General features: G+C 28.9%; 11 protein-coding genes. 9 read left to right on the top strand and 2 right to left on the bottom strand.

Going from position 1 to position 12,838, the window contains the following annotated elements:
* Nucleotides 1-38 precede the first annotated feature (38 nt).
* The gene (locus ATR_RS07350; protein WP_115428811.1) at nucleotides 39-1,397 is read right to left on the bottom strand and encodes an FAD-dependent oxidoreductase; all 1,359 of its coding nucleotides are present in this window, start codon (nucleotides 1,395-1,397) and stop codon (nucleotides 39-41) included.
* A 180-nt stretch (nucleotides 1,398-1,577) separates the two neighbouring features.
* Between ATR_RS07350 and ileS the strand changes: the two genes are divergently transcribed.
* The 9 genes from ileS to gmk all read left to right on the top strand — a co-directional run bounded on the left by ileS (nucleotide 1,578) and on the right by gmk (nucleotide 10,860).
* Nucleotides 1,578-4,316, top strand: a complete 2,739-nt coding sequence (gene ileS, locus ATR_RS07345) for an isoleucine--tRNA ligase (RefSeq protein WP_115428810.1) — start codon at nucleotides 1,578-1,580, stop codon at nucleotides 4,314-4,316.
* A gap of 116 nt (nucleotides 4,317-4,432) precedes the next feature.
* A complete protein-coding gene (locus ATR_RS07340) occupies nucleotides 4,433-4,708 on the top strand; it encodes a NifU family protein (protein WP_115428809.1) in 276 nt (91 codons plus the stop codon).
* Between the two features lies 1 nt (nucleotide 4,709).
* Nucleotides 4,710-5,306, top strand: coding sequence for a hypothetical protein (locus ATR_RS07335; RefSeq protein WP_115428808.1), 597 nt, complete (start codon nucleotides 4,710-4,712; stop codon nucleotides 5,304-5,306).
* Complete coding sequence (locus tag ATR_RS07330) at nucleotides 5,284-6,561, top strand: UDP-N-acetylmuramoyl-L-alanyl-D-glutamate--2,6-diaminopimelate ligase (protein WP_115428807.1); 1,278 nt, start codon at nucleotides 5,284-5,286, stop codon at nucleotides 6,559-6,561. Before ATR_RS07335 ends, ATR_RS07330 begins: the two co-directional genes overlap by 23 nt.
* Before the next feature lie 280 nt (nucleotides 6,562-6,841).
* A complete protein-coding gene (gene rpsB / locus ATR_RS07325) occupies nucleotides 6,842-7,639 on the top strand; it encodes a 30S ribosomal protein S2 (protein ID WP_115428806.1) in 798 nt (265 codons plus the stop codon).
* Entirely contained in the window at nucleotides 7,636-8,682 is a 1,047-nt protein-coding gene (gene tsf / locus ATR_RS07320) for a translation elongation factor Ts (RefSeq protein WP_115428805.1), read from the top strand. Before rpsB ends, tsf begins: the two co-directional genes overlap by 4 nt.
* A 38-nt stretch (nucleotides 8,683-8,720) precedes the next feature.
* A complete protein-coding gene (locus ATR_RS07315) occupies nucleotides 8,721-9,404 on the top strand; it encodes an ABC transporter ATP-binding protein (protein ID WP_115428804.1) in 684 nt (227 codons plus the stop codon).
* Nucleotides 9,401-10,189: a hypothetical protein gene (locus ATR_RS07310; RefSeq protein ID WP_115428803.1), complete on the top strand. Its 789-nt coding sequence runs from the start codon at nucleotides 9,401-9,403 to the stop codon at nucleotides 10,187-10,189. The genes ATR_RS07315 and ATR_RS07310 overlap by 4 nt, the downstream gene beginning before the upstream one ends.
* A 47-nt stretch (nucleotides 10,190-10,236) precedes the next feature.
* A complete protein-coding gene (gene gmk / locus ATR_RS07305; protein ID WP_179948451.1) occupies nucleotides 10,237-10,860 on the top strand; it encodes a guanylate kinase in 624 nt (207 codons plus the stop codon).
* Nucleotides 10,861-10,934: 74 nt separating this feature from the next.
* Here the strand turns inward: gmk and ATR_RS07300 are convergent, their stop codons facing one another.
* Nucleotides 10,935-12,791 (bottom strand): GGDEF domain-containing protein, encoded by a 1,857-nt coding sequence (locus ATR_RS07300; RefSeq protein WP_115428802.1) that lies wholly within the window; start codon nucleotides 12,789-12,791, stop codon nucleotides 10,935-10,937.
* Nucleotides 12,792-12,838: the final 47 nt, after the last annotated feature.

Genomic DNA, 12,838 nt, shown 5'->3' with positions numbered 1-12,838 from the left:
AGCCTTTTAGTAAAAAAGGGCAGGGAACCCCTTTTTAATTATTGATTGTCTGTAAAATCAGCTAAAAACTGCTCTTCATTGAATTTTTTACCTAAATATTCACAAACTATTTTGATATCTCTTTCTGCATTCCCTAAACAAGAAGTTGCTCCAGGAGATGGTGTCATATTATATATAATCCCTTTTTCTTCAGTAATTGAAGCCTCTCCTAGCATTAGTTTTTTCTCAGTTTTATTTAAAACTTGAGGTCTTACACCTCCAAAACCTTTTGCATACTCAATATCATCTACACTTAGTGATGGAACGATTTTTTGTGCATCTTGAACAAAAAGTTTTTTATTAATTCCAGGAACTTCAAATAAGAAGTTTCTAAATACATAGTTTCTAATATCGCTATCTTTTAGTAAATCCCAGAAGATTTTTACGATACTTCCATCAAAATTCATAGTTTTTAAGCATTGGAAGAAAGATTTTCCACCTTTATATCTTTCTAAAACTAAAAGAGCAAGTGCTGTTGGTCCAAATCTTGTTTTCCCATCACATAAAATATCAGGGTCTCCGTGAAGTGCTGCAAATGGAAGTTTGTCATTTTGTACCATATAAACTTTACCATTTAGGTATGTACCATTTGTAATGTAAAATGAACCAGCCATAGATAATGAACCCATATGTTTCCCATGACCCATTTTATGAGCTAAATATAGTGAGTGTGCTCCAGCGTTTACAACTACAAAATCTGCTGTATAAACAGTACCATTTGTAGTAGTTACTTTAAATTTCTTATCAATTTTTTCTATTTCATCAACTTCTGAGTTAAAAAATACATCTGTAATTTTTGAGTTATCTGCTTCAGTTGCTGCTTTTACAAGCTCTTTTGTCATAGCTCCAAAATCAACTGTTGTATATTGATCACTAGCTCCCATAGCAACTATTGGTTCTGGTCTATCTTTTGTTCTCTCTTTGTCTGCATAAACTAAAAGTGGCTCTTTCTCTCTTAAAGTTTCTTTATCCCAAAGCTCTAAATATGGGAAGATTTCTTTAAATTTATTATATCTATCAGTAATAAATTGAACTTCTTTTTCACCAACTCCTAGAGCCATTTTTTGATGTTTGAACATAATTTTATCTTGTAAATTATACATAAGATTAAATTTTTCAATCATTTTTGCAGTTCTTTTTGTGATTTTTGCTTTATCAAAAGTATAGTTTGTCTCAATATCACCAACATGGATTGTTTGAGAGTTACTTGTTCCTTTTGAGTTTAGTGTTGCTAAATCCTCATATTTTTCTAAAAGACACATACTATTTACATCTGAATATTTTGCTAATTCAAAAAATAAAGCAGCCCCAGAAATTCCACCACCTACAACGATTACTTCATAATGTTTTGCACTCATTTTCCTATCCTATAATTAAAAGTCGAAATTTGACAAAGATTTTAACATATAAACTTTTAAATAATAGATTGATTTTTCCATATATATGAAAAAGTATAGGATTAAATTAATAATTTAACTAAAAATTAGATACAATCATAGCTTTAAATAAAACTAGAAACAATAAATTAAGGTAAGAATATGGATTATAAAGATAGTTTGCTACTTCCAAAAACAGATTTCCCAATGAGAGGTTCTTTACCTCAAAATGAGCCACTAAGATATAAAAAATGGGATGAAGAGAATGTTTATGAAAAGATGAAAGAAAATAGAGTTGGGTGTGAAAGTTTTACTCTTCATGATGGACCACCTTATGCAAATGGAAATATTCATATAGGACATGCTTTAAATAAAATTTTAAAAGATATTATAAATAAGTTTCACTATTTTGATGGGAAATCGATAAGATATACTCCAGGTTGGGATTGTCATGGGCTTCCAATAGAACAAAAAGTTGAAGAGAAAATAGGGAGTGAAAAGAAAAAAACTATAGCAAAATCAAAGTTAAGAGAACTTTGTAGAGAACATGCGACAAAATTTGTAGATATTCAAAAAGCTGAGTTTAAATCTTTAGGAGTAATTGCTGATTGGGAAAATCCTTATTTAACAATGGATTTTAGATTTGAAGCTAATATCTATAGAGAACTTTGTGCAATTGCTAAACAAGGATTACTTGTACAAAGGAGTAAACCAGTTTATTGGTCTTGGGCAGCACAAACAGCATTAGCTGAAGCAGAAGTAGAATATGAAGATAAAACTTCTCCATCTATATATGTGGCATTTAAGCTTCAAAATATGGATGCAAGTGTGATTATTTGGACTACAACTCCTTGGACATTACCAGCAAATCAAGCTATTGCTTTAAATAAAGATGAAGAGTATGTATTAACAAGTGATAAGTTTATAGTGGCACGTAAACTTTATAACTCTTTAATAGAACAAGAGGTTATAAAAGGAGAAGTTGTTGAAACAATAGATGTATTAAAACTAGAAAATACAAATGCTACAAATCCTTTAAATGGTAGAGATTCAAGAGTAATTTTTGGAGAACATGTATTAATGGATAGTGGTTCAGGTGCAGTTCATACAGCTCCAGGTCATGGAGAGGATGATTACAAAGTGTCTCTTAAATATGGGATTGAAGTAATTATGCCAGTAGATGCATACGGAAAATATGATGAGACAATTGTAAGAGAAAAGCTTTTTAAAGATAGTGATAAATATTTAGGATTAAATGTATTTAAAGCAAATGATTTAATTCTTGAAGAGTTAGGAGAAGCACTTCTTAAGAAGCAAGATATAAGACACTCATATCCACACTGTTGGCGAACACATACTCCAATTATTTTTAGAGCAACAAAACAGTGGTTTATCTCTATAGATGATAAATATGGAGAGAAAAACCAAACTCTAAGAGAAAATGCAATGAAAGTTGTAGAAAATCTTAAATTCTATCCAGAATGGGGTAGAAATAGATTAAAAGCGATGCTTGAGGGACGACCTGATTGGTGTATCTCAAGACAAAGAGACTGGGGAGTTCCAATTGCATTTTTTAGAAATAAAAAAACAGATGAGATAGTTTTTGATGAAAAAGTTTTAAACTATACAGCTATGATTTTTGAAAAATTTGGTTGTGATGCTTGGTATGATATGGAGATTAAAGATTTATTAAATCCAGCAAGTGGCTTAAATCCTGATGATTTAGAGAAAACTTTAGATATTTTAGATGTTTGGTTTGATAGTGGGAGTACTCAAAATGCAGTTTTAAGAAGTGGAAACTATGATGCTGGAACATTCCCAGCTGATATGTATCTTGAAGGAAGTGACCAACATAGAGGTTGGTTCCAATCTTCTCTTTTAACAACACTTGCTTCAAGTGAAGTTGCACCATATAAATCTATATTAACTCATGGATTCACTGTTGATGAAAAAGGTGAAAAAATGAGTAAATCTAAAGGAAATGTTGTAGCTCCTGATAAAGTTTTAAAAGAGTATGGAAGTGAGATTTTAAGAGTTTGGGTTGCTATGAGTGATTATCAAAGTGATCTTAAGATTTCTGATAATATCTTAAAACAAAATGCAGAACTTTATAGAAAAATAAGAAATACTGCAAGATTTTTATTAGCAAATATAGATGGTCTTGAAAAGATAGTTGAAGTTGAAAAAATGGGTGTTTTAGATAAATGGATTTTATCAAAAGCTAAAAGAGTTTTTGATGATATTGAGTCTAGTTTTAAAGTTTATGAATTTTCAAAAGGTTTAAATAGATTAAATAACTTCCTAGTAGCTGATTTATCTGGAATATATTTAGATGTTTGTAAAGATAGATTGTATTGTGATAGTAAAGATGATATTCATAGAGTTGCAAGTCAAAGTGCAATGGCTATTATTACAAAAAAACTAATAGGTACATTAGCTTGCATCTTAACTTATACTATGGATGAGCTATTGGAGTTTGCACCAAGTATTATAAAAGAAGATGCAAAAAATATTTTTGATTTCAAAAAGTTTGAACTTCCTAAAATTGAACTTACTGTTGACGAAGAGCTATTTATAGAAGCAAAAGAGAAATTCTCTGAAATTAAAGATAGTTTAAGCAAAGAAAAGATAATTAAATCTACACTAGAGTTAGAAATTAGTACAAATAGTGAAGAGTTTTTGGCTTTAGATGAGGTTGAATCAAGTGATTGGTTCTTGGTTAGTAAAATAAGTAATGTTTCAAGTACTACTTCAAATAGTGAAATATTAGGAAGTTTTAAAATAGATGAAAAAGAGTTTAAAATATTTAAATCTAGTGGATATAAATGTCCTAGATGTTGGAAATTTACTTCAAAAAATGAAGAGTCTCTTTGTTCTAGATGTGAAGAAGTAGTAAAATAATGTTTGAAAATGAAGTTACTCTTACATTTATATTTCAAACAATAGCGGTAATTTTAATATTTATTGCTATTGGAATATTTCTTGTAAAGAGGTTTGAGAAAAAAAAGGATTAAAATATGTTTCCATTTACAGATGAAGATTTACAAGAGCCTGTAAGCAATATTATAAAAATAAAAATAGCTCCAATGATAGCAAGAGATGGTGGAGCAATAGAACTATTGGCTATAAAAAATGCAAAAATTTATATACAACTAAAAGGTGCATGTGTTGGATGTAGTGCTAGTGGAAGCACTTTAAAGTATGTGGTAGAAAAAAATCTAAAAGAAGCTATTCATCCAGATTTAAAAATAGTAAATGTTCCTATTGGGAAAAGTGATTATTTAGAGGATTAAATTGATAAATAAAAAAAAGAGATTAGAAGAGGCAAATTCACTATTTTTTCAAAAAAGATTTAGTGAAGCACTTTTTATATATTCACAACTATATAGTAGTTTTCCAGATAATAAAGAGTACAAAATATATATTCTTTTATGTGATATTGCTTTTGAAGATATACAAAAAGCTATGGCACTATATGACTATTTTTCTATTTTAAAAGATGAAAATCTGCAAGATGCTATAAAATATATGGAAGATACAATAGAGGCTTATGATGGAAATATAGAAAAGATGATGAGTATTCTAAAAGATATAAATAGGCAAACAGTAGAAGATTTAAATGCTATAAAGTATGAAGAGTTTAAAGCTTTAATAGAAAAAAGAGGTTCTTTTAAAGTAGCTTTTGAAGATATCATGTTCTCTACAAAAGTTGCTATTGAAAAAAAAGAGGATTTTTATGATTTTATTAATAGATTAATAGAGAATGGTTTTAACTCAACAGCTTACAATTATCTAGAGGGATTTAATGAGTATTTTATCTATGATAAAGAGATAGTGAAACTATATGAAAAACTACAAGAGAGACAAAATGATACTAGAAATAGAGAATAAAATATTTACAGACAATACAAAAGAGCTAAAAAGTGGCTCTACTTTTGTAGTTTCAAAACAGAATGAGATTTTTGAAGAGATGGCAAAGAGTAGTGGTTATGAAACTATCTCTTCTGAAAATTTAAAGAATTATTTAGATATGAGTAGCATAAAAATTATAGGAATTACAGGGACAAATGGTAAAACTACTACTGCTACAACAATTTATACTCTTCTTTTAAATCTGGGTTATAAAGTTGCTCTTCAAGGAACTAGAGGATTCTTTATTAATGGTGTTCAAGTAGAGGAGTATTCTCTTACGACTCCAGTACAATTAGGAAACTTTGCAAATATACAAAAAGCTATGAAAAACTCTTGTTCTTTTTTTATTATGGAAGTAAGCTCTCATGCAATTTCTCAAAATAGGGTAGAAGGCTTAGAGTTTTTTTTAAAGATTCATACAAATATTACTAGAGATCATTTAGATTTTCATAACTCTATAGAAGAGTATATTGATGTGAAAAATTCATTTTTAAGTGATGAAAGTTTAAAGCTTGTAAATATAGATGATAAGGTTCTAAAATACAATCAGAAAAATTCTTTTACATATTCATTAGAAAAACTATCAAATTTCAAGGTTTTAAACTATAAAATAGATAAAAAACTTAGTGTAGAGTTCAGTTTTTTAGATAAAAACTATAGTTTTTCTTCAAATCTTTTGGGAGTTTTTAATATATATAATCAAATAGCAAGTATAGCAGCTGTTTATTTAGCGACAAAAAAACCAATAGATGATATTTGTGAAGCATTGAAAGATTTTAAAGGTGTTAGTGGAAGAGTAGAAGTTGTTTCTACAGAACCTTTGGTAATAGTTGATTTTGCTCATACTCCTGATGGAATGGAAGAGGTTTTAAAAAGTTTTCTAAATAAGGATATAGTTTGTGTTTTTGGAGCTGGTGGTAACCGTGATAGTGCAAAACGACCACTTATGGGTCAAATTGCAAAGAAATACTCAAAATATGTAGTGGTAACTAGTGATAATCCACGATTTGAAAACCCAAATGAGATTATAAAAGATATTTTAAGTGGAATAGAAGATATGTCAAATGTTTTTGTGGAAGCTGATAGAAAAGAGGCTATAAAAAAGGCTTTAAATTTAACAAATAAAAATAGTGTAGTCTTGGTACTTGGAAAGGGTGATGAGGCAACTCAAATAATAGAAGATAAAAAAATAGCTTTTAGCGATAAGAAAGAGATATTAAATCTTCTTAAATAGTTAAAAATCTCTACAGCTTTAATATATAAAATAGTAGATAAACTTTATATCTTATTTAGATCTATATATTAAAGTTAAACTTTTATAAGTAATATATCTTAAACAACTTTTAATATTTTTTAGATATAATCGCAGTTCTATTTTCCAAATTTTTGGAAGTAGTACCTCACATGTATCAATCCTTGCTCGGGTTGTGTTAAGTTTAAATCTTAGCATTAAGGGATACAGAGGCTAAACCCTAGAAAAAAATAAAAACAAACATAATTCAAGGAGAATTAACATGGTTACAATGAAAGACCTATTAGAGTGTGGTGTACACTTCGGACACCAAACAAGAAGATGGAATCCAAAAATGAAAAAATTCATTTTCGGTGTTAGAAAAAATATCTATATTATAGATTTACAAAAAACATTAAGATATTTCAGATATACATATAATGTTGTAAGAGATAGAGCGGCTGAAGGTCAAACAATGATTTTTGTTGGTACTAAAAAACAAGCTAGTGAAACTATCAAAAAAGCTGCTGAATCTTGTGGAATGCCATATGTAAACCACAGATGGTTAGGTGGAATGCTTACAAACTTTGGAACAATCAAAAAATCAATTAGAAAATTAGAGATTATTAAAAAAATGAGAGAAGAGGGACAGTTAGATCTTCTTACAAAAAAAGAGGCTTTAATGCTTACAAGAAAAGAGGAGAAATTAGAGCTTTATCTTGGTGGAATTAAAGAGATGCACAAACTTCCAGATATGATGTTTGTACTTGATGCAGTTAAAGAAAAAATTGCTATTGCAGAAGCTAGAAGATTAGGAATTACAGTTGTAGCTCCTCTTGATACAAACTGTGACCCAGATGTTGTTGATTTACCAATTCCAGGAAATGATGATGCAATTAGAAGTATTCACTTATTCTGTAATGAAATGGCAGCTGCTATGAATGAAGGTAAAGCTGTATTAGCTGAAAGTGGTGAAGAAACTTCAGGAGAACCTATTTCTCAAGCTGAGCAAGATGAACTTATAGCTGAAGCAGTAGCTGAAGGAGAAGAGATTAACTTTGGTGAAGGAGAAGAGGCATAATGGCAGCAACTCCACAATTAATCAAAGAGTTAAGAGAGCTAACTGGTGCTGGAATGATGGATTGTAAAAATGCATTAAATGAGACTGGTGGAGATTTAGATAAAGCAGTTCAGGCTCTTAGAGAAGCAGGGCTTGGAAAAGCTGCAAAAAAAGCTGGAAATGTTGCTGCTGAAGGTCTTATTGCTATTGAAATAAATAGTGATAACACAAAAGCTGTAATTTTAGAGTTAAACTCTCAAACAGACTTTGTTGCAAAAAATGAAAACTTTATTAATATCACAAAAGAGATTACAACTCATGCATTTGCAAAAAATATAAATGATGCTACTACTCTAAATAGTTCAACTATAAATGGACAAGAGTTTCCAACATATTTAGCAGAAAAAATTGCAACTATTGGTGAAAATTTAGTTGCTAGAAAATTGCAAAGTGTTGAAGGTCAAGTTGTAAATGGTTATGTGCATGTAACTGGAAGAACAGGAGTTATCTTAGCAGCTTCTTGTGATGCTAGTGTAAAAGAGAAAGCAACTGCACTTTTAAGAAATATAGCAATGCACGCAAGTGCTATGAAACCAACAGTTATCTCTTATAAAGATTTAGATCCAGCTTTTGTTGAGAGTGAAAACAGAGCTATTAGAGCTGAAATTGAAGCTGAAAATGATGAGTTAAGAAGATTAGGAAAACCACAAAAGAAAATTCCAGATTTTGTTTCAAAATCTCAATTAACTGATACTGCAATTGCTCAAGCAAAAGCAAGATTCGAAGATGAATTAAGAGCTTCTGGAAAACCTGAAAAAATTTGGGCAAATATTATTCCAGGACAAATTGAGAGATTTATTGCTGATAATACTCAATTAGATGGAAGATTTGCACTTTTATCTCAAGCTTATGTAATGAATGATAAACAAACAGTTGAACAAGCAATTGCAGAAGTTGATGCATCAATCAAAATTACAGGCTATGTAAGATTTGAATTAGGTGAAGGAATTGAGAAAAAAGAAGAAGATTTTGCAGCTGAAGTTGCAAAACAAATGGGTAAATAATCTATAGTTTTAAAAAACTATTATAAAAAGGATATGCAATGAGTGAAGAAAGAAATAACAGACCACTCCTTGCACCCTTACTACTTGAAGCAAAAAATCTATCTCACAGTTTTGATTATGAACTTTTTAAAAATATAAATATAAATTTACATAAAAAAGAGTCAGTAGCAATAATTGGAACAAGTGGAAGTGGAAAATCTACTCTTTTAAATATATTATCTTCACTTTTAAAGCCAACAACTGGAGATGTTGTTTTTCAAAGTAAAGATTTGTACTCTCTAAAACAGAATGAACTTTTACGAATAAGAAGAGATGATTTTGGTATTATCTTTCAAGCTCACTATTTATTTAGAGGATTTAGTGCCATTGAAAATTTAAATATTGCAACACTATTAAGCCATGAAGAGGTTGATTATAACCTTTTAAAAGAGTTAAATATTACACATGTTTTAAATCAAGGTGTTGGTGAGTTAAGTGGTGGACAACAACAAAGATTATCAATTGCTAGAATTTTAATGAAAAAACCAAAAATAATATTTGCAGATGAACCAACAGGAAATTTAGATAAAGAAACAGCAAGTATAGTTATGAGTACTCTTTTTAAATATATAAAAGAGAATGATGCAGCACTTATTTTAGTAACTCATGAAGAGGATTTGGCCTTTAGATGTGATAGAGTTTTTAAGCTTGAAGAGTTAAATTTAAAGGAGATTAAAAAGTGAAAATCCTTCTTATTTGTGATACAGCAATAATAGAACATATTTTTATACTTGTTTGTAAGAGGTTAAAAATAGATTTAAGTGTTCAAAAAACGAATAGTATTGAGAGTAAATATGATTTAATAATAGTGGATCAGCCATTTATTGATAATAAATTTAATAAGATAAAAGCACAAACATATAGATTAGGAGCAATTAGCTCAGAAGAGCTAAGCTTTGAAAAGCAGAGAGATTTTTTAATTCCAAGACCATTCTTACCTACAAAGCTAGAAGCAATTTTAAAAGAGCAGATAGAGTTTTTGATAAATGAACAAAAAGAGAATAAGAGTTTATCAAAATTTATCTCTCTTGAGGAAGAGGATTTAGTTCTACCTGTAGTTGATTTTATAAATGACACTTTAGATGATAGTGATGATTTCAGTGATTTAAGCTTTGTTGATGACTCTTTTGATGAGATAGAAGAAGATGAGAGTATTGTTAGTTTAAGTGCATTACAAAAAGGTGGGGTTTTAGATAATCTTGAATTAAATAAAATTAATACAATTTTAAAAGATAATAAAAAAGAGATAGAAGAAGAAACTGATTGGAAAGATATAAGCGAGATAATAGATGAAGCTTTAGATGAAGTAAAAGATTATGAGTTCTCTTTGGATAACCACAAATATAATTTAGTTTTAAATAAATTTAAAGTTGATGAGTTAAGACCTCTTCTTACAAAACTTGATCAAACAATAATTGATAAATTGATAAGTGGTGAGTCTATTGATATAAATATATCTATAAAATAGGTTATATTTAAGTTTCTATAAAATGGAACTATTAGAAAGGAATAAAAATGATAAAAGAGATTAAAGGTGCAATTTTAATTATTTCAGGTCCATCTGGATGCGGGAAATCTACACTTTTAAAAGAGATATATAAAAATATACCAAACTATTATTTCTCTATCTCTACAACTACAAGAGATATAAGAGGCGAAGAGGAAGATGGGATTGATTATCATTTTGTAACAATTGAAGAGTTCGAAAAGAATATAGAAGCTGGGAATTTTTTGGAGTATGCAAGAGTTCATAATAACTATTATGGAACTATGTTAGAACCAATTACTAAAGCTTTAAATGATGGAAAACTTGTAGTTTTTGATATAGATGTTCAAGGGCATAAAATTTTAAGAGAAAAATTGGGAAATTTGATAACTTCTGTTTTTATAACAACTCCTACACTGAAGATTTTAGAACAAAGATTAGTAGCAAGAGATACAGATACTAAAGAGATTATTGAAAAAAGAGTTGAAAGTGCGAAGAGTGAGATTTGTGAATTTCTTGATTATGATTACTTAATTATAAATGATAATATCCACAAAGCAACAAAAGAGATACTATCTATTGCAAGTATTGCACGAGCTAAGACAAAACTTTTTGATAAAAATAGTATAGTTAAAGAGTGGTTAAATAGTTAAAATATCATAAACGATATAATAATATATTAATTTTGAGTTATTAACTTAATAAAAAAGGCTTTGCCTTTTTTATATTAGTAGTCTAGTTTATCACCATTTTTTAGGATATCTTTAGAGAATTTTACAACTCTATTTCTTCCAGTTGCCTTTGCTTCATACAGTGAAATATCTGCAAACTTAATACATTTCCAAAATTGATCTGTATCTATTGGATAGAAAGAGTATCCAATACTTACAGTTTTAGTGAAGTTATCTCCACCATAGTTAAATACAATTTTTGAGAATTCATTATTAATCTTTTCTGCTAGCTCTTTTGTATTCTCTTGTGTGGCATCTTTTTTAAGAATCAAGAACTCCTCTCCACCATATCTAATTAAAGTCTCATTAGGACCAATTGATTTTTTCATGGTAATTGCTAATTTTCTTAAAATATCATCTCCAATATCGTGGCCATAACTATCATTTACCATCTTAAAATAGTCAATATCTAAAAACATAATTGAGTAGATAACTCCATTTTTAACATCAAGAGCTAGTTTTTTCTCTACAATTTCATCTAGGTATTTTCTATTATATAGTCCTGTAAGAGAGTCTGTGAGATTTTTTTGTCTTAAAGCATCCATTAGAAGTTTACTTTCTAAAATAGGTTTTGTCTCTTCTAAATATTTTTTGATAATTCCTATTTGATACTTTAAGTTGTTTAATTCTTCTTTTGAGTTTGAAACTATATGTATTGTTATATTTGTTTGATCGTTTATATAAAATGGAATACAAATATGTTGCTCATCTTTATTGCATTTTGCTACTCTACAAATTTCAGAGAAATTTTCAGAAGAGACAATACTATTTATTCTTTCTGCTCTACAACTCTCTTTTATACTTTTCTCAAGGCTACAATAAGGTTTTGTATTTGGTGCAGAAAAAATTGTTTTTCTCTCATCTTTTACCAAATCAGTCTCAAAAATAATAAAGTGTTTGATTCCCAGTTTATCCCTTAAAACACTAATTAATCTATAATATATATCATCAATACTAAAATCATTTTCAATAGTTTTTTTGTAGTGATAAATCTCACTAATATCTTCTATAATATCTTTTGCACTTATTAGCTTATCGTGGTTTACATTACTAGCACGGTTATGTACAAAAGATGTTAGATTTTTCTCTATTCCAGTTAGTACAGTTTCTAGCTTTTCTATTAATTCATTTAGCCATAAACTAGCTTCCTTATCCTCTTTTAAAATACCTGCTTGAGCTCTTACACTATAATCACCCTCGTGAACTCTTTTTAAAACTTGTACTAAACTATTAAATGAGTTTGTAAATGGTTCTATTTTTTTTTGTATAAATATAAGAAAAAAGATTAAAAATAGTCCAATGATTAAAATAATATAGAGTAAAATCATGATATTTGAGCCTCTATCCTCACTTATATCAAAGTTAAGTGAAATAGCACCCAAAACATCTCCCTCTTTTGCATTATGACAGGCTAAACAGTTTGGTTTATCAAAGCTAGAAGCAGTATATGGAATTGTAATTCTTAAGGTTGCTCCATAAAGACTCTCATTAATTATAATTTTTTCTTTTCCAGAGTTTAAAACTTCAATATCTATCTGGTCTTTAGGATTTTCGTTTGCTAAGTGTGATGGACCAAACTGTTCACTAACACTTTTTGCTCTTACTAGCCAAAGAGATTGAACATCTTTTAAAGAACTAATACTATTTAAAAATACATCCCTTTGATCCATATTCCCATTTAACATATGGCTAGTAAGCGATTTTTTTACTACTTCAGCAGTTAAGTGAGCTTTATTTGTAACTCCATTATATCCTGTTTCTCTTGAGCCAATGGCAACTATTACAACTATAATAGAAGTTAAAATAACAACTAAAGAGAATATAATTAGTGTTATTTTTTTGTTTGAATCCATCTTAAACCTTTGTTTAGTGATTAAGATTGGATTCTATCTAAAGTTAA

Origin of the sequence: Aliarcobacter trophiarum LMG 25534 (genome assembly GCF_003355515.1) — a bacterium.
GTDB lineage: Bacteria > Campylobacterota > Campylobacteria > Campylobacterales > Arcobacteraceae > Aliarcobacter > Aliarcobacter trophiarum.
Note: the sequence above shows the minus strand (reverse complement) of the source record. Positions and strands in the feature narration are given on the sequence as shown.